This window comes from Pseudomonas sp. ok272 (assembly GCF_900109995.1).
Classification (GTDB): Bacteria; Pseudomonadota; Gammaproteobacteria; order Pseudomonadales; family Pseudomonadaceae; genus Aquipseudomonas.
In genome coordinates this window covers 228,378-254,338 of sequence record NZ_FOCB01000001.1, presented here as the reverse complement: position 1 = coordinate 254,338, position 25,961 = coordinate 228,378, and the positions used below count along the sequence as shown (strand labels likewise).

25 protein-coding genes and 1 pseudogene are annotated in these 25,961 nt (G+C 62.4%); 5 read left to right on the top strand and 21 right to left on the bottom strand.

Features of this window, described 5'->3' with window-relative positions; genetic code table 11:
• Positions 1 to 40: 40 nt before the first annotated feature.
• On the bottom strand, positions 41 to 823 hold the full coding sequence (locus BMW74_RS01180) for a class I SAM-dependent methyltransferase (protein ID WP_093412364.1): 783 nt from the start codon (positions 821 to 823) through the stop codon (positions 41 to 43).
• A 93-nt stretch (positions 824 to 916) separates the two neighbouring features.
• Here BMW74_RS01180 and BMW74_RS01175 point away from each other — a divergent pair, with 93 nt between their 5' ends.
• Positions 917 to 1,537 carry an energy transducer TonB gene (locus BMW74_RS01175; RefSeq protein ID WP_093412361.1) on the top strand — a complete coding sequence of 207 codons (621 nt, stop codon included), beginning with the start codon at positions 917 to 919 and terminating at the stop codon, positions 1,535 to 1,537.
• 43 nt (positions 1,538 to 1,580) lie between these two features.
• Here the strand turns inward: BMW74_RS01175 and BMW74_RS01170 are convergent, their stop codons facing one another.
• From BMW74_RS01170 to ppc, 6 genes are all read right to left on the bottom strand, one after another.
• Positions 1,581 to 2,402 carry an isocitrate lyase/PEP mutase family protein gene (locus tag BMW74_RS01170; RefSeq protein WP_093412358.1) on the bottom strand — a complete coding sequence of 274 codons (822 nt, stop codon included), beginning with the start codon at positions 2,400 to 2,402 and terminating at the stop codon, positions 1,581 to 1,583.
• Between the two features lie 36 nt (positions 2,403 to 2,438).
• Positions 2,439 to 3,299: a DUF72 domain-containing protein gene (locus tag BMW74_RS01165; protein WP_093412354.1), complete on the bottom strand. Its 861-nt coding sequence runs from the start codon at positions 3,297 to 3,299 to the stop codon at positions 2,439 to 2,441.
• Positions 3,299 to 3,607: a hypothetical protein gene (locus BMW74_RS01160; protein WP_093412352.1), complete on the bottom strand. Its 309-nt coding sequence runs from the start codon at positions 3,605 to 3,607 to the stop codon at positions 3,299 to 3,301. The genes BMW74_RS01165 and BMW74_RS01160 overlap by 1 nt, the downstream gene beginning before the upstream one ends.
• A gap of 366 nt (positions 3,608 to 3,973) precedes the next feature.
• Positions 3,974 to 4,648, bottom strand: a complete 675-nt coding sequence (gene tsaB, locus BMW74_RS01155) for a tRNA (adenosine(37)-N6)-threonylcarbamoyltransferase complex dimerization subunit type 1 TsaB (protein WP_093412349.1) — start codon at positions 4,646 to 4,648, stop codon at positions 3,974 to 3,976.
• A 90-nt stretch (positions 4,649 to 4,738) separates the two neighbouring features.
• Entirely contained in the window at positions 4,739 to 5,386 is a 648-nt protein-coding gene (adk, locus tag BMW74_RS01150; RefSeq protein ID WP_093412346.1) for an adenylate kinase, read from the bottom strand.
• A gap of 292 nt (positions 5,387 to 5,678) precedes the next feature.
• The gene (gene ppc, locus BMW74_RS01145) at positions 5,679 to 8,309 is read right to left on the bottom strand and encodes a phosphoenolpyruvate carboxylase (protein WP_093412343.1); all 2,631 of its coding nucleotides are present in this window, start codon (positions 8,307 to 8,309) and stop codon (positions 5,679 to 5,681) included.
• A 183-nt stretch (positions 8,310 to 8,492) separates the two neighbouring features.
• Here ppc and BMW74_RS01140 point away from each other — a divergent pair, with 183 nt between their 5' ends.
• Positions 8,493 to 8,837 carry a pilin assembly protein gene (locus BMW74_RS01140; RefSeq protein WP_093412340.1) on the top strand — a complete coding sequence of 115 codons (345 nt, stop codon included), beginning with the start codon at positions 8,493 to 8,495 and terminating at the stop codon, positions 8,835 to 8,837.
• Between the two features lie 133 nt (positions 8,838 to 8,970).
• Here the strand turns inward: BMW74_RS01140 and BMW74_RS01135 are convergent, their stop codons facing one another.
• The 7 genes and pseudogenes from BMW74_RS01135 to prfB all read right to left on the bottom strand — a co-directional run bounded on the left by BMW74_RS01135 (position 8,971) and on the right by prfB (position 15,525).
• A complete protein-coding gene (locus BMW74_RS01135; RefSeq protein WP_093412337.1) occupies positions 8,971 to 9,300 on the bottom strand; it encodes a PA3694 family proteiin in 330 nt (109 codons plus the stop codon).
• Positions 9,297 to 10,211, bottom strand: coding sequence for an alpha/beta hydrolase (locus BMW74_RS01130; RefSeq protein WP_093412334.1), 915 nt, complete (start codon positions 10,209 to 10,211; stop codon positions 9,297 to 9,299). Before BMW74_RS01130 ends, BMW74_RS01135 begins: the two co-directional genes overlap by 4 nt.
• A gap of 163 nt (positions 10,212 to 10,374) precedes the next feature.
• Positions 10,375 to 11,652, bottom strand: coding sequence for a flavohemoglobin expression-modulating QEGLA motif protein (locus BMW74_RS01125; protein WP_093412331.1), 1,278 nt, complete (start codon positions 11,650 to 11,652; stop codon positions 10,375 to 10,377).
• 35 nt (positions 11,653 to 11,687) lie between these two features.
• Positions 11,688 to 11,795 (bottom strand): annotated as a pseudogene (locus tag BMW74_RS25130) (hypothetical protein); the annotation flags it as partial.
• Between the two features lie 216 nt (positions 11,796 to 12,011).
• Positions 12,012 to 12,716, bottom strand: a complete 705-nt coding sequence (locus BMW74_RS01115) for a TetR/AcrR family transcriptional regulator (protein ID WP_093412329.1) — start codon at positions 12,714 to 12,716, stop codon at positions 12,012 to 12,014.
• A gap of 112 nt (positions 12,717 to 12,828) precedes the next feature.
• Positions 12,829 to 14,331, bottom strand: a complete 1,503-nt coding sequence (gene lysS, locus BMW74_RS01110) for a lysine--tRNA ligase (RefSeq protein ID WP_093412326.1) — start codon at positions 14,329 to 14,331, stop codon at positions 12,829 to 12,831.
• A 98-nt stretch (positions 14,332 to 14,429) separates the two neighbouring features.
• Positions 14,430 to 15,525, bottom strand: a protein-coding gene (gene prfB, locus BMW74_RS01105) for a peptide chain release factor 2 (RefSeq protein WP_139208352.1) whose coding sequence is annotated in 2 segments (ribosomal slippage) — positions 14,430 to 15,452 and positions 15,454 to 15,525 — 1,095 coding nt in all. Because the reading frame shifts where the segments join, the coding sequence is not laid out codon by codon here.
• A 498-nt stretch (positions 15,526 to 16,023) separates the two neighbouring features.
• Here prfB and BMW74_RS01100 point away from each other — a divergent pair.
• The 3 genes from BMW74_RS01100 to BMW74_RS01090 all read left to right on the top strand — a co-directional run bounded on the left by BMW74_RS01100 (position 16,024) and on the right by BMW74_RS01090 (position 17,232).
• The gene (locus BMW74_RS01100) at positions 16,024 to 16,428 is read left to right on the top strand and encodes a saccharopine dehydrogenase NADP-binding domain-containing protein (protein WP_093412323.1); all 405 of its coding nucleotides are present in this window, start codon (positions 16,024 to 16,026) and stop codon (positions 16,426 to 16,428) included.
• A 258-nt stretch (positions 16,429 to 16,686) separates the two neighbouring features.
• Positions 16,687 to 17,025, top strand: a complete 339-nt coding sequence (locus tag BMW74_RS01095) for a hypothetical protein (protein WP_093412320.1) — start codon at positions 16,687 to 16,689, stop codon at positions 17,023 to 17,025.
• A 42-nt stretch (positions 17,026 to 17,067) separates the two neighbouring features.
• Positions 17,068 to 17,232: a rubredoxin gene (locus BMW74_RS01090; protein ID WP_256562506.1), complete on the top strand. Its 165-nt coding sequence runs from the start codon at positions 17,068 to 17,070 to the stop codon at positions 17,230 to 17,232.
• 148 nt (positions 17,233 to 17,380) lie between these two features.
• Here the strand turns inward: BMW74_RS01090 and BMW74_RS01085 are convergent, their stop codons facing one another.
• The 7 genes from BMW74_RS01085 to BMW74_RS01055 are packed head-to-tail and all read right to left on the bottom strand — an operon-like array spanning position 17,381 to position 25,817.
• Complete coding sequence (locus BMW74_RS01085; protein ID WP_093412313.1) at positions 17,381 to 18,382, bottom strand: response regulator; 1,002 nt, start codon at positions 18,380 to 18,382, stop codon at positions 17,381 to 17,383.
• A gap of 48 nt (positions 18,383 to 18,430) precedes the next feature.
• A complete protein-coding gene (locus BMW74_RS01080) occupies positions 18,431 to 19,441 on the bottom strand; it encodes a chemotaxis response regulator protein-glutamate methylesterase (RefSeq protein WP_093412310.1) in 1,011 nt (336 codons plus the stop codon).
• Positions 19,438 to 21,723 (bottom strand): hybrid sensor histidine kinase/response regulator, encoded by a 2,286-nt coding sequence (locus tag BMW74_RS01075; RefSeq protein ID WP_093412307.1) that lies wholly within the window; start codon positions 21,721 to 21,723, stop codon positions 19,438 to 19,440. The genes BMW74_RS01080 and BMW74_RS01075 overlap by 4 nt, the downstream gene beginning before the upstream one ends.
• Entirely contained in the window at positions 21,720 to 22,403 is a 684-nt protein-coding gene (locus BMW74_RS01070) for a chemotaxis protein CheW (protein ID WP_093412304.1), read from the bottom strand. Before BMW74_RS01070 ends, BMW74_RS01075 begins: the two co-directional genes overlap by 4 nt.
• Complete coding sequence (locus tag BMW74_RS01065; RefSeq protein ID WP_093412301.1) at positions 22,400 to 23,662, bottom strand: CheR family methyltransferase; 1,263 nt, start codon at positions 23,660 to 23,662, stop codon at positions 22,400 to 22,402. The genes BMW74_RS01070 and BMW74_RS01065 overlap by 4 nt, the downstream gene beginning before the upstream one ends.
• Positions 23,659 to 24,195 (bottom strand): chemotaxis protein CheW, encoded by a 537-nt coding sequence (locus BMW74_RS01060; RefSeq protein ID WP_093412298.1) that lies wholly within the window; start codon positions 24,193 to 24,195, stop codon positions 23,659 to 23,661. Before BMW74_RS01060 ends, BMW74_RS01065 begins: the two co-directional genes overlap by 4 nt.
• Complete coding sequence (locus BMW74_RS01055) at positions 24,195 to 25,817, bottom strand: methyl-accepting chemotaxis protein (protein ID WP_093412295.1); 1,623 nt, start codon at positions 25,815 to 25,817, stop codon at positions 24,195 to 24,197. The genes BMW74_RS01060 and BMW74_RS01055 overlap by 1 nt, the downstream gene beginning before the upstream one ends.
• Between the last annotated feature and the right edge of the window lie 144 nt (positions 25,818 to 25,961).

The following is a 25,961-nucleotide window of genomic DNA, read 5'->3' as shown; positions in this document are numbered from 1 at the left end:
CTGTGGGAGCGAGCCTGCTCGCGATGAAATCAGCGCGGTCTCAAGGCTTGAGGGCCTTCTTCGGATAGATGTCGTAGCGGCTTGATTTGCCATCCAACGCATGGCTGGGCTTGGGCCCCTCAATGCACGGTGCCTTGCGCGGGCGCTTGACCACCACGCGGTGACTCGCCAGGGCCAATGCGGCCGCCAGCAACGCGGGGGCATCATTGTCATCGCCCACCAGTGGCCGGAACAGGCGCATTTCCTTCTTCACCAGCGCGGTTTTCTCCCGGTGGGGGAACATCGGATCGAGGTAGATCACCTGCGGTGGCTCGCCTTGCCAGGTGCGCATCAGCTCAATCGAGTTGCCCTTGAGCAACTGCATGCGCGCGACAATCGGCGCCACGTCGAAATCCTGCGCCGCGCGGGCCAGGCCATCTTCAAGCAGGGCGCCAATCAGCGGCTGGCGCTCGATCAGGCTCATCTCGCAGCCCAGGCTGGCCAGCACGAAGCCATCCTTGCCCAACCCTGCCGTGGCATCCAGCACCCGCGGGCGTACGCCCTGGGCCACTCCCACGGCCTTGGCGATCATCTGCCCGCTGCCACCGCCGTACAACCGGCGATGGGCCGCGCCACCCTCGACGAAATCCACACGCACCGGGCCAGGCGCATCCGGGCCCAGCTGTTGCAGCTGCAAGCCCTGCTCGCCCACTTGCAAGGCGAACTCGGCATCGTCCAGTTGCAGCGGCAAACCCAGGCGCTCGGCCCAGTGCTCGGCTTGCGCCTGAAAGGCATCGGCCAGGGCCTCGACTTTGATACGGCTGGCCGCAGGTTGCTCACTCATCAGAAAACACACTCAAAAAATTAAATTTCGGCAAAAACGGCCGATAACCAAACTATCGAGCATTTTGCCAGAGCTGAGCGTCGACCGAGAAAAATGTCAGACCTTCAACGCATCCCCAGCGGCTTTATTACGCCTTACCGCGAATACAGCCGGCAGAACACCCAAACACTGAGCGGCGTCAGTCATCTGTGGCAGGATTTCTTTGCCCAGGCGCTGGCCGATCAGTTGGGTGAGGGGGCACCGCCAGCCGGCTCCTACGTCCCGGTGGCCGTCGACGGTCCGGATGAACCCCCTGGCGGCTCGCAATTGCTGGACAAGATCGTCGCGCAACGCGCCTGCGATGTGGTCGACACCGAGATTCGCCCGCCGGAGCCGCTGTTCCTGCCGATCGCCGAATTCGAAATGGAGCTGCTGGACAAACCGGCCCCGCCGTTCCCGGCCGATGACATCGTCGCCCAGCAGTCACAGCAAAACTACGACAGCGCATGGGTTCGCCCGATCGTGCTCACCGCTGGCCAGCCGCTGCCCGAGCCGGGGCCGGCGCCACAACCGCGCGCGTTGTTCCTGCCGATTGCCGAGTTCGAACTCGACTTGCTGGACAAGCCCGCGCCGCCCTACCCGCCTGAAGAGTTGGAGGAGCAGCGCAAGCAGTTCGACTTCGACATCGGCTGGGCCCGCCCCATCGTCCTGCACAACCTGCGCATCGCTGCCTGAATCAGGCAAGGCGCTCACTACCCGCCTCGCCCGACGCTATGGCTCAGCCCTTGAACAACTGATTGGCCTGCTGGAACGGCATCGACCGCTCGGTGTAGGTGAACGTGCCATGGTCGTGGATCTCCTGGGCAGCCCGGTAGAACTCGCCATAAGCGGCCAGCGCCATGGACGAGCCGACGCTGATGCGCTTGACCCCCATCTCACTGAGCTGCGCCACATTCAGCTTCAACCCGCCTGACATCAACACATTGACCGGTTTGGGCGCCACGGCGCGGACCACCGCCAGCACCTCTTCGGCCGTGCGCAAGCCCGGGGCGTAAAGCACATCGGCGCCTGCTTCGGCGAATGCCTGCAAACGGCGAATGGTGTCGGCCAGGTCAGGCTTGCCGTGCAGATAGTTCTCGGCGCGTGCAGTCAGGGTGAACGGGAACGGCAAGCTGCGGGCAACCGCGACCGCCGCCTCGATCCGCGCCACGGCGTGTTCGAAGCAGTAGATCGGGCCTTCTTCGCGCCCCGTGGCATCCTCGATCGAGCCACCGACCGCCCCGGCACTGGCGGCGTGCAGCAGGCTCTGGGCCGATCGCCAGGGATCGTCGCTGAAGCCGTTTTCCAGATCGACCGCCACGGGCAAGTCCGTCGCCGCGACAATCGCTCGCACGTTGGCCAGGGTATCGTCGAGCGTGAGCGCGCCGTCCGGGCGCGCCATCGAAAAGGCGTAGCCGGCGCTGGTGGTCGCCAGCGCCTGATACCCCAGGCTCGCGAGCATCTTGGCCGAACCGGCGTCCCACGGATTGGGAATCACAAAGGCCCCGGCACGTTCGTGCATGGTCTTGAACGCTTCAGCTCTAAGGGTTTGCGCATCCATTGGCTCGCTCCTGTAGGCGATGGGAAAGACCCGTCGTCAGAGCAAGCCCAATTGCTCGGCGACGGGCTCTCTGTATAACTCAGGCAAGGCCGCCAAGCCAGGCAAACGCAGCATCAAGCGCGCATGAAAACGCTGTGCCAGCGCGGCGGCCAGCAGGTTGTCGGCGGTGTGCAGGAAGATGTACGGCGTGCGCCCTTCTTCGATCCACTGGGCGATTTTCTCGACCCACGGTGTCAGGAATGCCTCGTTGGCTTCAAGCACCGGATGACCGATGAAACGCACCTGCGGAAACTGGCTGAACGCCGCCGGCCGCGTGGGCACGTTGGGCTTCTTCGATTGGGCATGGAGCACTGACGGTTCGCCCGAGGTGCAACTGAACAGTGCCCGTGGATCGAGGCAGATGCGCTCCACCCCACGCTCGCGCAACAGGCGATTGAGACGACGCTCGGCATCGCCCTTGGCAAAGAACTCTGGATGGCGCACCTCCACCGCCAGTGGACGCTGCACGCCATCGATGAACCCGGCCAGTTCCCCCAGGCGTTGCGGGGTGAAGGCCTTCGACAGCTGCAGCCACAGCGGCGCGACGCGCGCGCCCAGGGGGCTGAGCAGTTGCACGAAGGTGTCGGCCGCCGTCAGTTGCTCACGCAGGTCGCCCCCATGACTGATGTCGCTGGGGAACTTGGCGGTGAAGCGAAAGTGTTCGGGCATGACCTGTGCCCAGCGCTCTATCGTCGTCGGCGCGGGCCGCGCATAGAACGTGGTGTTGCCTTCGACGGCGTTGAACACCTGGCAATACAGGCCTAGAAACTCATTCGGGCGGGCGGTGTGTGGATACAGGTAGTCGCGCCAGGCGTTTTCGCTCCAGGACGGACAACCGAGGTAATAAGGCCGTTGCATCAGATGTACAGGTCGAGACCCAGCACTTCCATTTCCCAGTCAACAAAGCCGGCGGTGCTGAGGTAGCTGGCCAGGGCCATCGCCACGCTTCGGTTCATCGAACGATGGTAGAGCATGTCCTGCTGGCGGGCCGGGAGGTTGCTCAGGCGCTGGGCAGCGGCTTTGGCAGCTCGGGCGGCCAGTTGCTCTTCGGTCGGGAATTCCAGCTCGCCTTCGATATCCTCGAGGGACTCATCCACCGTCGCCTGGCCCTTGCGAGGCTTGCGCTGGATGGGAAAGGACTGAGAAGAAAAGCCGTCAATACGCATAAGTACATGCCCGTGTTCAATGATGGCAATTTAGCGGCACTTAACCTCGTTCGCAAATCGCCAAGTGATAACTAGAACACATAAAGGACAAAAGGTTTAAAACCGCGAGGGGAAACTGACGATTGGCTTGCCCAGGAGATCGCTTTCGCGGGCAAGCCTTAATGCCAGTCAGTTAAGCGAAAACCACGTGGGAGCGAGCCTGCTCGCGATAGCAGTAGGTCAGTCAACGGAGATGTTGGCTGTGTTGCCGCCTTCGCGAGCAGGCTCGCTCCCACAGGTTTGGCGCCTTAACTGACTGGCATTAGGGCAAGCCTCGCTCCTACAGGAGTTCCCCGGCATCTGTGGGATGCGAGGCGGTGCAATGAATTACCGCGCCTTGGGCGTCGCCACTTTGTCACGCAGGTAGACCGGCTGCGCATTGTCGGCCGGGATCGACTCGCCCCGCGCCCAGGCGAACTGCGCCAGGGTCAGCAAGTCCAGGGCGTGCGGCAGCATGCTGGCGTCCTGCCCACTCACGCTGACCGCGATGCGCTCGCCATACCCCCAGCCAGTGCCCGCCCCGAACCACTCACCCGAGGCATCCGCCGGCAGCGCCGCGACTTCCGGCGGCAGCACCGCCTCGGCACCGAGCAAGCGCATTTCCCCGGCGGTTTCGCGGTAGCAGCCCCAATAGACTTCGTCCATCCGCGCATCGATGGCCGCCGCGACCTGGGTCGCGCCGTGCTCACGCAAGGCCCGCTGGGCCAGCACGGCCAGGTTGGACACCGGCAACACCGGACGATCCAGGGCAAACGCCAGTCCCTGGACAACGCCAATGGCAATCCGCACCCCCGTGAATGCGCCCGGGCCCCGGCCAAAGGCAATCGCATCGACCGCCTGCAACGTGGTACCCGCATCAGCCAGCAGTTGCTGGATCATCGGCAGCAGCTTCTGCGCATGCAGGCGCGGGATCACCTCGTAATGGCTCGTGACCTTGCCGTCATGCAGCAAAGCAACGGAGCAAGCTTCAGTCGCGGTGTCCAGGGCCAACAAGGTGCTCATCGATGTATCCGTCACAGAGGTAAAAAGTGCGCCAGTATAAACAACTACGGCCCGCAAGCGGGCCGTAGAAGGTAAAGCCACTCAGACTTTTCAGCTCAGCGCTTCAAGCACCTTGCCGGTGATGGCTTCAACCGAGCCAACGCCTGCGATGTGGCTGTAGACCGGCTTGCCCTTGGCAGCCGACAGCTTCTGGTAGAAGTCCACCAGCGGCTTGGTCTGGGAGTGGTAGACCGACAGGCGATGACGCACGGTTTCTTCAGTGTCGTCTTTGCGCTGCACCAGTGCTTCACCGGTGATGTCGTCCTTGCCCGCCAGTTTTGGCGGGTTGTACACGGTGTGATAGACACGACCGCTGGCTTCGTGGACACGACGACCGGCGATACGCTGGACGATTTCTTCGTCGTCGACGGCGATCTCAACCACGTGGTCCAGTTCAACGCCGGCGTCTACCAGTGCTTCGGCCTGGGGAATGGTGCGCGGGAAGCCGTCGAACAGGAAACCATTGGCGCAGTCTGCCTGGGCGATACGGTCCTTGACCAAGGCGATGATCAGGTCATCGGAAACCAGGCCACCTGCATCCATGATGCCCTTGGCCTTCACACCCAGTTCGGTGCCAGCCTTGACGGCGGCACGCAGCATGTCGCCGGTGGAGATCTGTGGAATAGCGAATTTTTCAGTGATGAACTTAGCCTGAGTACCTTTTCCGGCCCCGGGAGCTCCCAGCAGAATGACGCGCATTGATGTGCTCCTCAATTTTTTATTTAGATACGAAACAGACTCGCCGCATGGGGCCAATCTTAAAAATAGGGTCGTGTAGGCCGCCCAAACGGCCAAAGGCTGATCAAGATACACAGCAGGAACGACCCACACAAGCCGCCGAAAGTCGGAGGAACCGGCACCTGTTGCACCCCGGCGCGCCGGCCAGCGACGTCGCAACCCCATCACAAACTGTCGCCTGGCAGGTGCAACCGGCCCTCCAGGACCGCTCGCGCGCCACCGCAACGTCGCGACCCAAACCGTGCCGGGCGCTTTATCCGGTGTTGCGCAAACCGGCCGCAATCCCCGCCACAGACACCAGCAACGCCTGTTCCACCGGGCTGCCCTGCAGCACATTCGGCTGTCGCGAACGGGCCAGCAACTCGGCCTGCAATAGATGCAGCGGGTCCAGGTAGGTGTTGCGCAGGCGGATGAACTCAAGCGTCTCGGGGCTATGGGCCATCAGTTGCGACTGCCCGGTCAGGCCAAGCACCACGGCACAGGCCTGCGACAATAGGTCGCGTAAATGCGCGCCTAAAGGTAACAATTCAGGCGCCACCAATCGCTCATCGTAAGACCTGGCAATGTCGGCGTCGGCCTTGGCCAGCACCATCTCCAGCATATCGATGCGGGTGCGGAAGAACGGCCACTGCTCGCGCATCTGCGCCAGCAACGCCCCTTCGCCCCGGGCCAGGGCATTGCTCAGGGCCGCTTCCCAGCCGAGCCAGGCCGGCAGCATCAGGCGGGTCTGGGTCCAGCCGAAGATCCACGGAATCGCCCGCAGGCTTTCGATGCCGCCAGCCCGGCGCTTGGCCGGACGACTGCCCAAGGGCAAGCGACCCAGTTCCTGCTCGGGGGTGGACTGGCGGAAGTACTCGACGAACTGCGGATTCTCCCGCACCACGGCGCGGTACGCTGCCACGCCGTCGGCCGCCAAGGCATCCATCATCCCACGCCACGCCGGCTCGGGCGGCGGCGGTGGAAGCAAGGTCGCTTCGAGCACCGCGGCCAGGTACAGGTTGAGGTTTTGCTCGGCGATGTCCGGCAGGCCGAATTTGAAACGAATCATTTCTCCTTGTTCGGTGGTGCGCAAACGCCCCGCCACCGAGCCCGGCGGTTGCGACAGGATCGCCGCGTGGGCCGGGCCGCCGCCACGCCCGACGGTGCCACCGCGACCATGGAACAACAGCAGCTCGACTTGCTGCTCGCGGCAGATCTCCACCAGGCGCTCCTGGGCCCGGTACTGGGCCCAGGCCGCCGCCGTGGTGCCGGCGTCCTTGGCCGAGTCGGAGTAGCCGATCATCACTTCCTGCGGCCCTTGCAGGCGGGCGCGATAGCCCGGCAGCAGCAACAGCTGCTCGATCACCGGCCCGGCGTTATCCAGGTCAGCGAGGGTTTCAAACAGCGGCACCACGCGCATCGGGCGCAGCACCCCGGATTCCTTCAGGAGCAGTTGCACCGCAAGCACGTCCGACGCCGCGCCCGCCATGGAGATCACGTACGAGCCCAGCGACGCGCCGGGGGCCGCCGCGACTTCACGGCAGGTCGCCAGCACTTCGGCGGTGTCGGCCGACGGTTTGAAGTGGGCGGGCAGCAGCGGGCGCCGGTTGTGCAACTCCGCCATCAGGAAGCGGATGCGTGCCGCTTCGTCCCAGTCTTCATAACGACCGAGCCCGAGGTAATCGGTGATCTCCGTCATCGCCGAGGCATGGCGCGCGGCGTCCTGGCGCACGTCCAGGCGCACCAGGAACAGGCCGAACGTCACTGCCCGACGCAGGCAGTCCAGCAACGGGCCATCGGCGATCACCCCCATCCCGCACGCGTGCAGCGACTGAAAGCACAGCTCCAGCGGATCCAGCAGCTCACGGTTGTGCTGCAATACCTCGGCTGGCGCCGGGGTGTTCGCGGCCAGCGAGGCCTGCGCCCAGTTACGCGTGGCACGCAGGCGTTCACGCAGTTGCTTGAGCACCGCGCGATAAGGTTCGGCGCTGTCGCCGGCCTTGGCCCGCAAGGCGGCATCGGCCTGCTGCATCGACAGGTCGGCGGCCAACTGATCAACGTCACGCAGGTACAGGTCAGCCGCCATCCAGCGGGCCAACAGCAGCACTTCGCGGGTCACCGCCGCCGTGACGTTCGGGTTGCCATCGCGGTCGCCACCCATCCACGAGGCAAAGCGAATCGGCGCCGCCTCCAGCGGCAAACGCAGGCCGGTCGCGGCGTGCAGCGCTTGGTCGGCCTTGCGCAGGTAGCTGGGGACCGCCTGCCACAGCGAATGCTCGATCACCGCAAACCCCCATTTGGCCTCATCCACGGGCGTGGGCCGGGTACGGCGGATTTCTTCGGTGTGCCAGGCTTCCGCGATCAAGCGCTGCAAACGTTGCTGGATCTGCCCGCGCTCAGCGCTTGTGAGGTCGCGGTGGTCCTGTGCCGCCAGCTGTGCGGCGATGGCATCGTACTTCTGGATCAGGGTGCGGCGCGCGACTTCGGTGGGGTGCGCGGTCAGGACCAGTTCTATTTCCAGGCGAGCCAACTGCCGGGCCAGGGACTCGGCACTGTGCCCCTCGGCGCGCAGCCGGGCGAGCAACTCGGGCAACACCCGTGCCTCGAACGGTGCGGGCTGGGACTCTTCGCGGCGATGGATCAACTGGTACTGCTCGGCGATGTTCGCCAGGTTGAGGAACTGGTTGAACGCCCGCGCCACCGGCAGCAGCTCGTCGTCACGCAACTGATTGAGGCTGGCACTGAGCTCGGCGTCCATCGAGCCACGCCGGTCGGCCTTGGCGCCTTTGCGGATCTGCTCGATCTTGTCGAGAAAGCCATCCCCGTACTGGTCGCGAATGGTGTTGCCCAACAACTCACCCAGCAGGTGAACATCTTCGCGCAAGCGTGCATCGATATCAGTCATCAGCAGATCTCCGGCGTAGAGCCTCAAGAGTGCCGCCAACCGTGGGCGCTGACAAGCAGGCGACGAATGACCTCAAACCTTAGCCGTTGCGGCTAGTCTCAACAGTAAGCCGTACCCTGGCTTGCCGGCCGCGGCCGGACACTCAGCGCAACCTGTCACGAGCAGGCGTTAATTGAGGTCATCATGAGAATCCGTGAACTTGCCCAGCACTGGGAAGCAACCGCCAAAGGCCGCTTGACCAAGACCGGCTACACCCTTCACCTGGACGTCGAAGCCGCCGCACGGCTGGCGGCACTGAGCGAGATGTACCCCAAGCGGCACCCTGAGGAATTGCTGGGTGAACTGATCGGCGCGGCCCTCGAAGAACTGGAAGCGAGCTTCCCCTACATCAAGGGCCAGCACGTCATCGCAACCGATGAAGAAGGCGATCCGCTCTACGAGGACGTCGGCCCTACGCCACGTTTTCTCGCGCTGTCACGCCAGCATTTGCATGACCTGGCGTCCGACAGTGGCAAGCACAAGCACTGATCAACAGCAGGGGGTGCAATCCCTGTGGGAGCGAGCCTGCTCACAATGGTGGTGTGTCAGGCCAACATTGCTTTGACAGATGAATCGCATTCGCGAGCAGGCTCGCTCCCACAAGGGGGCGGACTCAATCAGCTCAAGGCTCAAGCTGTTGCGGGGTTTCCTGGCCCATGCAGCGCACGGCCTTTTTCTTGCTGTTGATCAGCACGCCGGTCAGGCCTTTCTGCTCGGTGTCGAACAGCACCAGCACGCCATCGATGCACTGTGCCACCTGGGCGGCCGGCTCCAGGGAGACTTTGTAGTCCTCGCCCGGCACGGTCTTGAGCATGGTGAACTCGTTGAGCAGCAGCGCGTCTTCGGGTTTGGCAAAGTGCAGGTAGCCGTACCACCACAGGGCACCCACCGTGCCGAGGATGGTGCAGATACCGGTGATGATCAGCGGGATGGCGTTACGTTCTTCACTCATTGCGGGCTCTCTTGCGGGTCAACGTCAGAATTCGGGGGTGCAGGGTAATTGGGCAGCTCACCCAGGCGGCGGATACCGTTGAAATGCTGCGGGTCATCCAGGTAACGCAGCATCACGGTGCGCCAGGCCGGGTTGGCGAAGGTCTGCACATGGCCGCCACGGGTCAATTGCAGCACCTTCGGCGGGGGCGCAGCTTGATACAGTCGGATGCCGTTGGAAAGAGGGATGATCGAATCGTCGAGGCTGTGGAAGATCAACTTCGGCACACCCGTCAGGTACGGCATGGCCTTGATTGCACTGTCGCCGTCCGGCACCACCCACGACAACGGCACCTGCAGCGGCCAGGTCAGCCACGCGGTGCTCAGCGCATACTGGCCGATGTCTCGATAACTGGCGGGGGCACCATCGAGCACCAGGGCCTTGAGCTGGCGCTGGCGCTCGGGATGTTCGACCAGGTAATGCACGACCAGCGAACCGCCGAGACTCTGGCCCAGGACAATCAACGGTTTACCTTGAACCTCTGGCGCGCGGTCGAGCCACTTGAACGCCGCGTCGACGTCCAGAAACACCGCCGGCAGGCTGGGCGACCCCTCGGACAGGCCGTAGCCGCGATAGTCCACCAGCAACACCTGATAACCCTGCTCCGGCAACCAGTAGCTGCCGCCCAGGTGGGCCGCCAGATTGCCGCCGTTGCCATGCAGGTGCAGCACCGTGCCCTTGACCGCCACCCCCGCCTTCACCGGCAACCACCAGGCATGCAGCTTCACGCCGTCGGCGGTGGTCAGGGTGACGTCGCGGTAGGCCAGGTTGGCGCGCTCCGGGGTGAACGCCAGGCCACGCTCGGGGTAGAACAGCCAGGAACTGCAACCGCCGAGGGTCAGGAGCAGGCAAAGAATGCCGAGGATTCTCATCCGTTTGAAGCCTCGCAAAAATAAGTTAGAACACACCCTGGCGGGAAATGACGGACCTGTGGGAGCGGGCTTGCTCGCGAACGCGGTTTCACATTCAACACCTGCGTTGTCTGACACACCGCTTTCGCGAGCAAGCCCGCTCCCACATAGGGCCTCATCGTCCTTAAAGGATGTTCGAGTAATCCGCCTCGATCCGATCCAGGCTCAGGTGGTTGAGGAAGTTGGAGAAACACATCCAGGCCGACAGCGCATTCATGTCGCGGAACTGCGCGGGCAGGTACTTGGGCGGTTCCACCAGGCCTTCGTCCACCAACTGGCGCAAGGTCCGCATGTCTTCCAGGGTGGTCTTGCCGCAAAACAGCAACGGAATCTGCTCAAGCTTGCCTTTGCGCACGGCCAACTGAATGTAGTTGTAAACCATGATAAAGCCCTTGAGGTAGGACAAGTCTTTGGTAAATGGCAGACCCGTCGGCACCGAACCACGGAACACTCGACTGGCATTGCCATAGCTCTCGGCCATTTCAAAGCCCTGTTCACGGAAGAACGCGAACACCTGCAGGAAGTCCGCGCCCTCCTCCACCATGTGGATGGCGCGAGTCCGGTTGGTCAGCTTGCGCAGGCGGCTGGGGTAGGAGGCAAACGTGATGATCTCCATCAGGATCGCCAGGCCTTCCTGGGTCACGGTCGAAGACGGTGGCCCCTTGGACAGGAAGGTGCAGATCGGCTGGTTCAGGCCATTGAGGGTGGTGCCGACATGGACCAGGCCTTCATGGACTTCCAGGGCGCGCACATCGCGCTCGTTGAACATCGCGTCGGTGCGAATCTTGATGTAGTCGGCGCCGGCCGCGGCATCGGCGACGATACCGTCGGACTCAAACACCCGGATGGTTTCCTCGGCCTCGCCAAAGACCTTGTTCAAGCGAGTTTGCAACATGCTCACCGCTTCCTTGGCGGTGAGGATCTTCGGCTCGTCCTTGAGATCGCCGCGGCCATCGATGTTGTTCAGGTAGTCGGACATCATCAGGCCGAGGTCAGCCAGGGTCGGGTCGCCGGCGTGGAACGCGTCGGAGGCGGCGCCGTACAGTTCCTGGGAGATCAAGCCGAAATCCTCGGTGCCCCGAGCTTCGAGCATGCGCACCACCATGCGGTACTCCTTGCACATGCGCCGCATGATCTGCCCGACCGGGTTGAACTGGCCGAGCTGGCGGGTGATGTCGCGCTCGATGTTCTGGAACTCCAGCTTGACCTTGCTTGAATCGAAGGACAGCGGCCGATTGAGGTAATAATCACGGTCCACGGCCGGCATTTCCTTGCCCTTGGCCTTGAGGAACCCCTGGCGGATGCTTTCATCCCACTTCACCGCATCGAGCACGCGGATCGGTGTCTGCGCCAGCACAATGCGATCGGACAGGGTGCGTATCGTCTGCTGGTAATCGTCCACCGGTTGCTCCCTTGGTTGTGCCTTACGTGCTGCGTTTATTGGGTCTTGAGCGGCCGTTGATAGCGCGCCGCTTCCACGAATACATCCGAGTTGGCCGGGTCGTCGAGGTAGGCAAACACCCGGTCCAGGTCACTGTCGACCAACACGACAAGGCGATCACCACCACACGCCAGTGCTTCATTCATGACTCCTGGTGAAGACGCCACCGACCTTCAGTTGATACACCCCACCTTGTGGGAGCGAGCCTGCTCGCGAAGCGGCCATCACATTCGCCGTCAGTCGTCATTGGCTGACGCTTTCGCAAGCAGGTTCGCTCCCGCAGGGCTCGTCCCCACAAGGGCGGTGTCGATGCCCATGAGTTACACCGACGCCAACACCAAATGCATATACCGCGTCAGGATGCCCAGCCGGTCCTGCTCCGCCTGCGGCTCTGCGCCATTGAGCAGGCCCTGATATTCCATCCGTCCGATAATCGCCGTCAACACTTGGCCATCTTGCTGTGGCTCTGGCGAACCCAGGACCTGGAACAGTTGGCACGTACCCTGTAGGAGAATTTGCTGGTGCGAGCGCACCAACAGCGCCAGGCGCGGGTTCAGCAGCGCTTCCTGGCGGAACGCCTGCTCGGCCATCAGGTGCTCGCGACGATTGATCAGTTGCCGATGAATATAGTCGGCGGCGAACCGGGCAATGTCGTCCGCCAGTTGCGCTCGCGCCTCACCGTTGCCTTCGCCAGCCGCGACCATTTCCCGCAGCAGGCCTTCGTGGTCGGCCCACAACTTAGCCATGTAGGCCGCGCTGCGCTCCACGTATTGGGCAAAGGTATCGGTGAGCAGGTCATCGATATCCTTGAAGTAGTAGGTGGTCGCCGACAGCGGCACAGCGGCCTCGGCCGCCACCGCCCGATGACGCACGGCCCGCACGCCGTCACGCACGACGATGCGCATCGCGGCATCGAGAATCTCCTGTCGACGCTGCTCGCTGCCTTGTCGGCTGGGCTTGCGGCCCTGGTACTGAACGCTTTCAGCGACCGCTGTGGCGACGCCCGCCGCCCCCTGTTGAGCCATTGCACGATTCACGACAGGCATTCCTCTCAGATGAAAGCAACAAATTGATACATTTGTACCAGACGGGCAATAAAAAGCCGCCTGAAGTAGGCGGCTTTTTAAAGGGAAGCACTTACGCTTGCGGTCGCATATGCGGGAACAGGATCACATCGCGGATCGACGGTGAGTTGGTCAACAACATCACCAGACGGTCGATACCGATACCTTCACCGGCGGTCGGCGGCATCCCGTACTCCAGGGCGCGAACGAAGTCGGCGTCGTAGTGCATGGCTTCGTCGTCCCCGGCGTCCTTGTCGGCAACCTGGGCCATGAAGCGTTCGGCCTGGTCCTCGGCATCGTTCAGCTCGGAGTAGGCGTTGGCGATTTCACGGCCACCGATGAACAGCTCGAAACGGTCAGTGACGTTCGGGTTGTCATCGTTGCGACGGGCCAGCGGCGAGACTTCGAACGGGTACTGGGTAATGAAGTGCGGCTGTTCCAGCTTGTGCTCCACCAGCTCTTCGAAAATCATCACCTGCAACTTGCCCAGGCCTTCAAAGCCCAGCACCTTGGCCCCGGCTTTCTTGGCGATGGCACGAGCCTTGTCGATGTCGCTCAGGTCATCGGCGGTCAGCTCGGGGTTGTACTTGAGGATCGAGTCGAACACCGACAGGCGCACGAACGGCTCGCCGAAGTGGAACACCTTGTCGCCGTACGGCACGTCGGTGCTGCCCAGGACCAACTGGGCCAGCTCGCGGAACAGTTCCTCGGTCAGGTCCATGTTGTCTTCGTAGTCGGCGTAGGCCTGGTAGAACTCCAACATGGTGAATTCTGGGTTGTGGCGAGTCGATACACCTTCGTTACGGAAGTTGCGGTTGATCTCGAACACCTTCTCGAACCCACCCACGACCAGGCGCTTGAGGTACAGCTCCGGAGCGATACGCAGGAACATTTCCATGTCCAGCGCGTTGTGGTGCGTCTCGAACGGCTTGGCCGCCGCGCCACCCGGGATGGTCTGCAGCATCGGTGTCTCGACTTCCAGGAAGTCGCGCTGCATCAGGAAGCTGCGGATGTGGGCAATCACCTGCGAACGTACGCGGAAGGTCTGGCGCACCTCTTCGTTGACGATCAGGTCAACGTAGCGCTGGCGATAGCGCTGCTCAGTGTCGGTCAGGCCGTGGTGCTTGTCCGGCAGCGGGCGCAGGGATTTGGTCAGCAGGCGCACGTTGGTCATCTCAACGTACAGGTCGCCCTTGCCGGAGCGCGCCAGGGTGCCTTCGGCGGCAATGATGTCGCCCAGGTCCCAGGTCTTGACGTCGGCCAGGGTGTCTTCAGACAGGGTCTTGCGGTTGACGTAGACCTGAATGCGCCCGGTCATGTCCTGGATCACCATGAACGAACCACGGTTGAGCATGATGCGACCGGCAACCTTGACCGGTATTGCAGCCTCTGCCAGCTCTTCCTTGGTCTTGTCCGCGTATTGCTTCTGCAGCGCATCGCAGTAGTTGTCGCGGCGGAAGTCGTTCGGGAAGGCATTGCCCTTGGCACGCTCGGCAGCCAGCTTTTCCTTGCGCAGGGCGATCAGGGTGTTTTCTTCCTGTTGCAGGGCTTGCGGGTCGAGTTCTAGGTCGCTCATGTCTTTAAAGATTCCATCAGGTTCGTTGCCCCAGGCTTATGGCCGGGGTTCGCGGGCGGGCCACGCGCCTACAGGATGCAGCCTCTGTAGGGCGGGCCTTAGAGCCCTTGTTTCAAGCTGGCGATCAGGTACTCGTCGATGTCGCCATCGAGCACCTTGTCGCAGTCGCTGCGTTCGATGTTAGTGCGCAAATCCTTGATCCGCGACGCGTCGAGCACATACGAGCGGATCTGGTGACCCCAGCCGATGTCCGACTTGGTCTCTTCCAGGGCCTGGGAAGCGGCGTTGCGCTTCTGCACTTCCTGCTCGTACAAGCGCGCCCGCAACATTTTCATCGCGGTGTCTTTGTTGGCGTGCTGGGAGCGTTCGTTCTGGCAACTGACCACGGTGTTGCTCGGAACGTGGGTGATCCGTACCGCCGAGTCGGTGGTGTTTACGTGCTGGCCACCGGCACCCGAGGAACGGTAGGTGTCGATGCGCAGGTCGGACGGGTTGATGTCGATTTCGATGTTGTCATCGATTTCCGGCGACACGAACACGGCCGAGAACGAGGTGTGGCGACGGTTGCCCGAATCATATGGGCTCTTGCGTACCAGGCGATGCACGCCGATCTCGGTGCGCAGCCAGCCAAAGGCGTATTCACCCTTGATGTGGATGGTCGCGCCCTTGATCCCGGCCACTTCACCGGCCGACAGTTCCATGATGGTGGCGTCGAAACCGCGTTTATCCGCCCAGCGCAGGTACATGCGCAGCAGGATGTTGGCCCAGTCCTGGGCCTCGGTGCCGCCGGAGCCGGCCTGGATGTCCAGGTAGGCGTTGTTGGCGTCCATCTCACCGCTGAACATGCGGCGGAACTCGAGCTTCTCGAGGGCCTCGCGCAGGCGTTCGACTTCGGCAGCGACGTCATCGACGGCGGCCTGGTCTTCTTCCTCGGCGGACATCAACAGCAGGTCCTTGGCATCCGCCAGGCCGCTGGACATTTCATCGAGGGTTTCTACGATCTGGGCCAGCAGCGAACGCTCGCGACCCAGGTTCTGAGCGTACTCAGGGTTGTTCCAGACAGCCGGATCTTCAAGCTCGCGATTGACCTCGGTCAGACGCTCATGCTTTTGATCGTAGTCAAAGATACCCCCGAATAGTTTCGGAGCGCTCGGACAGGTCCTTGATACTGTTAAGGATCGGGTTGATTTCCATGGCGGGCAGCACTCGTTGGCGAACTTTTGAAAGCCGGCGAGTATAACGTAATCAGGCTGTCACGGCAGCCCGCCAGGTGGCCAATCATCGAAATCACCAGGGTCAGCCCGATCATGCCCTTGAGCACATGCCATGGACTGAAACCTTTCAGGCCGGGGCAGTCCCGGAATCTCGTCTCAGACATATCCGCCACACCATCAGAAAATCCATCCACGACAAGATGACTACACCAATAATCTTGTAGGAAAAAACCTCAAAAAAAACGGAACCGTCCTACCAAGTTAGCAATTGCACAACACCGAATTCACGCATATAAATATGTAACGAAAGACGAATCAAAGCACACGACCAACACTTAACTAAAGCCACTCCAGCATATCAAGTTAATCGTTGAGACCACACGCTGCACGCCACATAGTTTTAACTACTACAGAGAAGCCGCCTGACAACTCAATTAACCCTGGCCTCTCGGCCGCCGCCTAAAATTAAAGGACTATTATGAGCCCCATCAACAACATAATAATCGTCGGCTTTGGCAGCATAGCCCAGGCACTACTGCCGCTATTGATTGAACACTACAATGCAAATATAACGATCTTCGACAAAGAAGTAGACAAAACTCGACAGGACATTGCAACCGAGTTCTCAGCCACACTACACAAGAAACACATCACCAACAACAACTTCATCGAAGTCTTGTCTCCCCTACTAAGCAGCACACGTTTTCTTTTGAACCTAGCGGTATCCGTTTCAAGTACAGCACTGATAGGACTCACACAGCGATTTAAAACACTGTACCTAGACACGTGTATAGAGCCTTGGGAGTATGGCAACCAGAAAGACCACAGCCTTACTAGCAATTACGATCTACGGAAAGAGTTGAAAAATACGCACATGGATTAAAAATTTAATATCCGATGAAGCCATCCACTTTGGAAACGCGATAAAAATACTCAAACACACTCACACCTCGAATTTAAGCAAGGCTGAAAATGCACTTCACAGCATAGCTAAACTTGAAGGAGGCGCCTATCAGAACACTTTCCTGCTTGATCACGACGGCCCTCACTTCCTGCTGGATGACAACGAACTCGGAAACAATGTAATCAATGCGATTTTATCTGCACTCTATAAAGGTCGACAATGAAAAATCATCACTACATGATTGCAGCACTAATACTGATGATCATCGGCGAAGTACTCACAATCTACAGCGAAGTATACGCTTCAAAACTTGAGGGTCGACCAATGGAAAACCCATTAATGTTTCTAAAACCCATACTACTGATTAGTATCGCCGGCATAAGCCTGATTTTTGCATACTGGCTTGGATATAAAGCCACCGGAAACATCTGGGTAGTGACTGTCGCCTCTTTGACGCTCCTGCTTATTTTAGAGCCTATCGTTATATACGCCATGCTAAAAGAACTACCTGGCAGAGGCGCACTCATAGGTTTTTTTCTAGGTGCGACAGGGTTAATTGCAACAGTAGCACTCTAACAAACCAACAGGACTTTAATCATGCCAACCAAAGAGCTCGTAATGATCTGTACTGTCTGCGGCTATGAGTACAACCCTACGATGGGTGATCCTGAAAATGGAATAGCACCCGGTACGTATTGGGAAGATATCCCCGACAACTGGCTATGCCCGGATTGCCAGATGCCTAAGGAGGATTTTGAGCGAGTACTCCTACCGCGAAGCTAATTTTATCTACGACGCAGCACACTATAAGTCTGTTGAGTCTTCACGAATCGCTGACAAGTTTATTTCTAGTCCATCAAGAACAAACTTGTCAGCAACTTCTTCAACCCTTCCTTGTGCAAGCCCAGGCGATACATAAGAAGCTGGGTTACTACTCAATCCCCACCTGATTGCGCCCATTGTGCTTCGCCAGGTACAGGCCCTTGTCCGCCGCCAGGATCAACTGCCGGCTATCGCTGCTCTGCTGCGGGGTGATGGTCGACAGGCCAATACTGATGGTCAGGCTGGCGCCATCGGCCGGGGCGATGTGGGGGATTTTCAGGGCGACCACCGTCTGGCGCAGTTTCTCGGCCACCAGTCGCGCGCCGCCCGGCGAGGTGTTGGGCAGCACCAGGGCGAACTCTTCTCCGCCGTAGCGCGCGGGCAGGTCCGACGGTCGGCTGCTGGCGTTGCGGATTGCCGCGGCAACCTTGCGCAGGGCTTCATCGCCTTCCAGGTGGCCGAAGCTGTCGTTGTAGGACTTGAAGTAGTCGACATCGATCATCAGCAGCGACAGTTGGCTCTGATCACGTATGGCCCGTCGCCACTCCAGTTCCAGGTACTCGTCGAAATGCCGACGGTTGGACAGCCCGGTCAGGCCGTCGGAGTTCATCAGGCGTTGCAGCACCAGATTGGTGTCGAGCAACTGCTGCTGGCTGACCCGCAGCGCCCGGTAGGCCGCGTCACGCTGGATCAGCGTGGTGTAGGAGCGCGAATGATAGCGAATGCGCGCCACCAACTCGATGTTGTCCGGCAGCTTGACCAGGTAATCGTTGGCCCCGGCCGCGAACGCCGCGCTCTTGATCAGCGGGTCCTCCTTGGTCGACAGCACGATGATCGGAATGTCCTTGGTCGCCGGGTGGTTGCGGTATTCGCGCACCAGCGACAAGCCATCGAGCCCGGGCATGACCAAGTCCTGCAGGATCACCGTGGGCTTGATGCGCACGGCCTGGGCGATGGCCTGGTGCGGATCGGCACAGAAGTGAAAGTCGATGTTTTCTTCGTTCGCCAGGCCACGGCGCACGGCTTCGCCGATCATCGCCTGATCGTCGACCAACAGCACCATCGCGGCGTTCTCATCGGTCTTGAAGTCGTCGAGCTGTAAATCATCCATAAGGGTTCACCTGAGTGACTGGCTGATGAGCACAGCGGCGGATGTCGTTCATTGGGTAAAGATCTCCAGCAATCGTGGCGCTATTTTTTCCAGCGGGTGGATTTCCACAGCGGCATCGATCGCGGCGGCCGCCTTGGGCATGCCGTACACCGCGCTGCTGTGCTGATCCTGAGCAATGGTCAGGTAACCCTGCTGGCGCATCATTTTTAGTCCCTGGGCCCCATCACGGCCCATGCCGGTCAGCAGGACGCCCACGGCATCGCCATGCCAGTGGCTGGCCACGCTCTCGAAGAACACGTCGATCGAGGGACGGTAAATCTCGTTGACCGGCTCGGCGGTGTAGGCCAGCGCGCCGCTCTTCAATAACCGAATATGGTGGTTGGTGCCAGCCAGCAACACCGTGCCCGCCTGGGGCTCCTCGCCCTCCTCGGCCAGGCGCACGTTCAGGCCGCTGGCGCTGGCGAGCCACTCGGCCATGCCGGCGGCGAACACCTGGTCGACATGCTGCACCAGCACGATGGCCGGCGCGAAATCGGCGGGCAGCCCCTTGAGCAGCACTTCCAGCGCGGCCGGTCCGCCCGCCGACGAACCAATGGCCACCAGGCTCTTGCGCTGCCCCAGGTGCCGCGATGGCGGTGGCGCCGAACGCACCCGGGTGCCACGCTCGCCAATCAGCCAGCCGATATTGAAGATCTTGCGCAGCAACGGTGCGGCGGCGTCCTTTGGGTTGCCCGCGCCGAGCGCCGGGGTATCGACCACGTCCAGGGCGCCGTGGCCCATGGCTTCGAACACCCGGTGCACGTTCTGCTGGCGGTCCACCGTAACGATGACGATGGCGCACGGGGTTTCGGCCATGATCCGCCGGGTGGCCTCGACACCATCCATCACCGGCATGATCAGGTCCATCAGGATCAGGTCCGGGGTCAGCTCGGCGCACTTTTGCAGCGCTTCCTGGCCATTGCTGGCGACCCACACCACCTGGTGCGCCGGCTCGAACGCCAGCGCCCGGCGCAGCGCCTCCACGGCGATCGGCATGTCGTTGACGATTGCGATCTTCATGCCCGCGCCCCTCCAATGAGTTCGACGACAGCGTCAAGCAGGGCGTCGTCATGGAAGCTGGCCTTGGCTAAATAGTAGTCAGCCCCGGCGTCCAGCCCACGACGACGATCCTCTTCACGATCCTTGTAAGACACCACCATCACCGGCAGCGATTGCAGCCGGTTGTCACGGCGCAGCAACGAGACCAGTTCGATCCCGTCCATGCGCGGCATATCGATATCGGTAATCAACAGGTCGAAGTCCTCGGCCCGCAAGGCGTTCCAGCCGTCCATGCCATCCACGGCGACGGCCACGTCATAGCCGCGATTGAGCAACAGCTTGCGCTGCAACTCACGCACGGTCAGCGAGTCATCGACCACCAGGATGCGCTTGCGGGCCACCTGGTTCGCCTGCTGGCTGTGGCGGGCAATGCGCTCCAGGCGCCCGGTGTTGAGCAACTTCTCCACCGAACGCAGCATGTCTTCGACGTCGACGATCAGCACCACCGAGCCATCATCGAGCAAGGCCCCGGCGGAAATATCCTGAACTTTGCCCAGGCGCTCATCCAGCGGCAGCACCACCAAGGTGCGCTCACCGATAAACCGCTCGACCGCCACGCCATACACCGCGTCGCGCTCGCGAATCACCACCACCTTGAGGGTCGCAGAGCTGTGCTGGCTGGCCGGGCGCTGCAATAGCTGGTTGGCCGCCACCAGGCCGACGTGGCGACCTTCGTGCCAGAAGTGCTGGCGGCCCTCGACCTGGACAATCTCTTCCGGGGCCAGGTCGCACATGCGCTCGATATGGGCCAGCGGGAAGGCATAGGCCTCATCGCCGACCTCCACCACCAGGCTGCGCACCACCGACAAGGTCAGCGGCACTTCAAGATGGAAGTGACTGCCCTGGCCCGTCTGCTGCTCCAACACCACCGCGCCGCGCAACTGGCGGACCATGTGCTGCACGGCATCCAGGCCGACTCCCCGCCCGGAGACTTCGGTGACGGTGTCGCGCAGGCTGAAGCCGGGCAGGAACAGGAACGTCAGCAGTTCTTCTTCACTCAACTGCGCCGCGGTCTCGGCCGGCGACAGTTGCCGCTCGATGATGCTGCGACGCACGCGCTCCAGGTCCACGCCGTGGCCATCGTCGCTCAATTGCAGCACCAGCAAGCCCGCCTGGTGCGAGGCGCGCAGGCGAATCAGGCCCTCGGCAGGCTTGCCGGCCAGCAGCCGCTGCTCGGGGGATTCGATGCCGTGGTCCACGGCGTTGCGCAGCAAGTGGGTCAACGGCGCTTCGAGCTTCTCCAGGACATCGCGGTCGACTTGGGTCTTCTCGCCCTCGATCTCCAGGCGCACCTGCTTGCCCAGGCTGCGGCCCAGGTCGCGGACCATGCGCGCCTGACCGGCCAGCACATCGGCGAACGGCCGCATCCGGCACGCCAGCGCGGTGTCGTACAGCACTTGGGCACGCTGGCTGGCCTGCCAGGCGAACTCATCGAGTTCGGCGGTCTTTTCCGCCAGCAGTTGCTGGGACTCGGCCAATAAGCGCCGGGATTCTTCCAGCGCGGCTTGCGCCTCCAGGCTCAGGGTTTGTTCGCTGAGCTGGGCGTTGAGGTTCTCCAGGGCGCGCAGGCCGTTGCTCTGCAGGCGTTTGAGGCGTTGCAGGGTGGCCAGGTACGGTTTGAGGCGCTGGGTTTCCACCAGGGATTTGCTCGACAGGTCGAGCAGACTGTTCAGGCGTTCGGCGGTCACCCGCAATACCCGCTCGCCCCCTTCGGTGATCCGCGAGCTCTTGCGCGGCGCTTCGACGACACGCTCCGGCAGCGGTTCCGGCGCGGGGGCCTGGGCGGCGGGCGGTTCGAGTTGCAACTCAGCCATCGCCCCCTCGGCGGCCGGCGCTGGCATTGGTGGCGCCGACGCCGGATCGAGCAGTTGCCCCAGCAACCGCACGTAAGCATCGATTGCCGCCGGCCCGACCTCGGCGCCCGGGGTGGCAATGCGCATCAGCAGGTCGGTGCCCTGGAGCAACGCATCGATGTGTTCGGGGCGCAGCAGCAACCGGCCTTCCTGGGCGCTGACCAGGCAATCCTCCATCACGTGGGACACACTGACCCCGGCCTCGACCCCGACAATCCGCGCCGCGCCCTTGAGCGAGTGGGCGGCGCGCATGCACGCTTCCAGGTGATCGGCCTGGCTCGGATCGCGTTCCAAGGCCAGCAGGCCGGCGCTCAGCACTTGGGTCTGGGCGTCGGCCTCCAGGCTGAACAGCTCCAGCAGCGAGGCATCGCGCATTTGCTCGGGGGTCATGTGAGGCTCCGGGTCACGGCGGACAACACCTGTTCTTCATCCAGCCAACGCAGGCTGCGCCCCTTGAAAGGCAAGACGCCACGGGTGTACTTGGCGCTGGCCTGGGGCCCCGAGAGCGAGGCGCTGTCGAGCAGGCGCTGATCGATGGCGTGAATCCCGTCCACCTCATCCACCGGCACCACCACCGGGCCACCGTGGGCGGCGATGATCAACAGGCGCGGCATCACCCGTGCCCCCGGCGCCACGTCCGCGCTGGCTGGCAGCCCCAGCAGTTCGACCAGCGACAGGCAGGCGATCAGCGCGCCCCGCACGTTGGCCACGCCCAACAATGCCCGCGAGCGCTGGTGCGGCAGCGAATGAATGGCCTGCACCGGCGCCACTTCCACCAGGCTGCGGGTGGTCAGGGCCAGCCATTCTTCGCCCAGGCGGAACACCAGCAACGAGCGCGTGGCGACTTGCGCCTCAACCGTCGCCCAGGCATGGACCTGGTCGTCCTGCTGCAAGGCATAACGGTCCAACAGGCGCGTGGCGGCCGCGGAATACACCGCGCAGTTGCGGCAGTGAATGTGTTCGACCAGCAGCGGGCAGGACGTGTCGCCGCGGATACCGATGCGGTTCCAGCAGTCGTCGATGGCCTGGGCATCTTCATGGGTGACGTTCAACGAAACAGAACCGGTCATCGTTTGCGCTCACTGTCAGCGATACGTTCGTTGCGTGCGGCACGCGCCTGCATGCGCCGGCTCCCGGCCACATCCCCCTGGGCGGCGAGCAGTGCCGCCAGGTGCATCAGGGCTTCGGGGTGTTGCGGTTCCAGGTACAGCGCCTTGCGATAAAAGCCCTGGGCCTCCAGCACTTGGCCGGCCATGTCACTGAGCAAGCCCAGCCAGTAAAACACTTGGGCCGCCGGCTCGTGGTCACGCAGGTACTGCTCGCAGGCCGCCCGCGCTTCAGCGCTTTTGCCTGTGTTGGCCAGGCGGGTGATGGTGGCCAGCACGGCCACGGCGTCGGTGGCCGGCACCGGTTCAAGACGGGGCGACGGGGCGACGCGGCTAAACGGCCGGCCACGCGCCGGGGCTGACGCAGGCACGGGACGTGCAGGCAGGCTCACCGGCGCGGGCGGGGTGATGAATGCGGGCGCGGGCTCGTGGTGACGACTGAAGGCAAAGGACTGGGCAATGCCAATCGAGCGCATGCCCAGGCGCCCCAACAAGCTGCCTTCGGCCGGGCCGATAAACAGCACGCCGTCGACATGGGTCAAGCGCTTGAGCACCTCGAACACTTGCTTTTGGGTCGGCTGGTCGAAGTAGATCAGCAGGTTGCGACAGAACACGAAATCGTAAGGGGCTTCGTTGGCCAGCAGGTTCGGATCCAGCACGTTGCCCACCTGCAGGCGCACTTGCTCGCGCACCCGCTCGTGGAGGCGATCGCCCTCGGCCTCGGCACTGAAGTGGCGCTCGCGGTAATCGATGGGCTGCCCGCGAAAGGAGTTCTTGCCGTAGCACGCCCGCTTCGCGCGCTCCACCGACAACGGGCTGACGTCCAGCCCATCGACCTTGAACTGATGGGGCAACAGCCCGCCATCGAACAGGGCCATGGCAATCGAATAGGGTTCTTCGCCGGTGGAGCACGGCAGGCTAAGCAGACGCAGTGCGCGCATGCCCTTGAGCTCGGCGAGGCGCTTGGCCGCCAACTTGGCCAGCGTGGCGAACGATTCCGGGTAGCGGAAGAACCAGGTCTCCGGGACGATCACCCCTTCGATCAGCGCTTGCTGCTCATCGCGCGAGCCTTGCAGGTGCCGCCAGTAATCGTCGCTGGACTCGATGCGCAGCGCGGCCATGCGTTGGCGCACGGCCCGCTCAATGATCGCCGGCCCCACCGAGGTAACGTCCAGGCCGATGCGTTCCTTGAGGAACTCGACAAAGCGCTGGTCGCCGCTCATGGCATGCCCCCGAGGCTCGCCACATCACGCGCGGGGGTGGGGAACAGCAATGCCCGCACCGACGCGTCCAGCAGATCGGCCACCCGCACCCATTGCAGCAAGCCCTGGGCATCTTCGCGCACCGGCCCCAGGTACGGCGCCTGGCGATTGTCCAGCCCGTACGGCTTGAAGTCCGCGGGATGACAGCGCAGGGTGTCGGTGGCCTGCTCCAGGATCAACCCCAGCCGTTGAGCCACCTCGGCGCCCTCGGGTTGATAGTTGACCAGCACCAGGCGCGTGCTGGTGCGCGCCTGGGCCGGTTGGCCGAACGTCAGTGCCGCGACATCGATCACCGGCACCACCGCGCCGCGATAGGCGAAGACCCCCGCGACCCAGTGCGGCGCATGGGCGATCGGCTTGAGCGGCAGGCACGGCAACACTTCCGCCACCTCAATGGCCTGCAGCGCGTAACGCTCCTCGCCAATGCGAAACACCAGGAACAGCGCCTGTTTCGCGGTGGTACCCGTGCCCCGCTTGACCACAAGCTCGCTCATCAGACTTTGAATCGCGAGACGCCACTGCGCAGCCCGACGGCCACCTGGCTCAGTTCGTCGATCGCGAAGCTGGCCTGGCGCAGGGACTCCACCGTCTGGCCGCTGGCATCCCCCAGCTGTACCAGGGCGTGGTTGATCTGCTCGGCCCCGGTGGCCTGGGCCTGCATGCCTTCGTTGACCATCAACACCCGCGGTGCCAGCGCCTGGACCTGATGGATGATCTGCGACAGTTGCTCGCCCACCTGCTGCACTTCGGACATGCCACGGCGCACTTCTTCGGAGAACTTGTCCATGCCCATCACCCCCGCCGACACCGCCGACTGGATCTCACGGACCATCTGTTCGATGTCGTAGGTGGCCACGGCGGTCTGGTCGGCCAGGCGCCGCACTTCGGTGGCGACCACGGCAAACCCGCGCCCGTACTCACCGGCCTTTTCCGCTTCAATGGCGGCGTTGAGCGACAGCAAGTTGGTCTGGTCCGCGACCTTGACGATGGTGACGACCACTTGGTTGATGTTGCCGGCCTTCTCGTTGAGGATCGCCAGCTTGGCATTGACCAGGTCGGCGGCACCCATCACCGAGTGCATGGTGTCTTCCATGCGCGCCAAACCTTGCTGGCCGGAACCCGCGGCGACCGACGCCTGGTCGGCGGCGGTGGAGACTTCGGTCATGGTGCGCACCAGGTCACGGGACGTGGCAGCGATCTCGCGCGAGGTGGCGCCGATCTCGGTGGTGGTGGCCGCGGTTTCCGTGGCGGTGGCTTGCTGTTGCTTGGAGGTGGCGGCAATTTCGGTGACCGAGGTGGTGACTTGCACCGCGGAGCGCTGGGCCTGGGACACCAGGGCCGTGAGTTCGGTCATCATGTCATTGAAGCCGGTTTCCACCGCGCCGAACTCGTCCTTGCGGTCCAGGTTCAGGCGATTGCTCAGGTCACCGGTGCGCATGATGTCGAGGATCTTCACGATGCGGCTCATCGGCGCCATGATCGCGCGCATCAGCAACAAGCCGCACAGCCCGGCGGCGAGCACCGCCACCAGCAGGGACACGCCCATGCTGATCTTCGCCGCCACGACCGCATCGTCGATACCGGCGGTGGCATGGTCGGCCACGCTTTTGTTCTCGCTGATGATCTGATTGAGCTTCTGGCGCCCGGCGACCCAGGCCGGGGTCAACTGTTCGGTGAACAACCTGTTCGCCTCGGCGCTCTGTTTATTCTTGTGCAACTCCAGGGCCGTGGCCAGCAGCCGGCTGTAATCCTGGTGCGCCTTCTCGAACGCATCGAACGCGGCCCGGTCTTCCACGCTCCGGATGGTCAGGGCGTAGTTGCTCATCTGCTCGCCGAGACGCTGCTCGAAGGCCTTGAACTGCGCGACATCGTCAGCGGTGACACCCTGCTCCGCCTCCATGCCGAGCATCCGCTGGATGGTCAGGTAGCTATCGACCCAGGCACTGCGAATCATCGAACTGTAATAGACACCCGGCACGGCATCCTCACGGACCGTGGTCTCGCTGGCCTCGATCTTCAACAGCCGTGAATAGGAGACGACGACCATCAACAGCATGATGGCAATAATTACCGCAAAGCTCGCCAAAATGCGTTGGCGCAACGTCCAGTTCTTCACAGTCAGTCCTCGGGGCCATTCAAATGGGGCCGAGTATAGCCCAGGGCCTGCCGCGTTCTATAAGCGCGCGTGCACTGTGTCTCATCCCGAGTAAATATGAACACCGCTCTACCGCTTATGGGCGCGCGCCTGCTCGCGCCCATA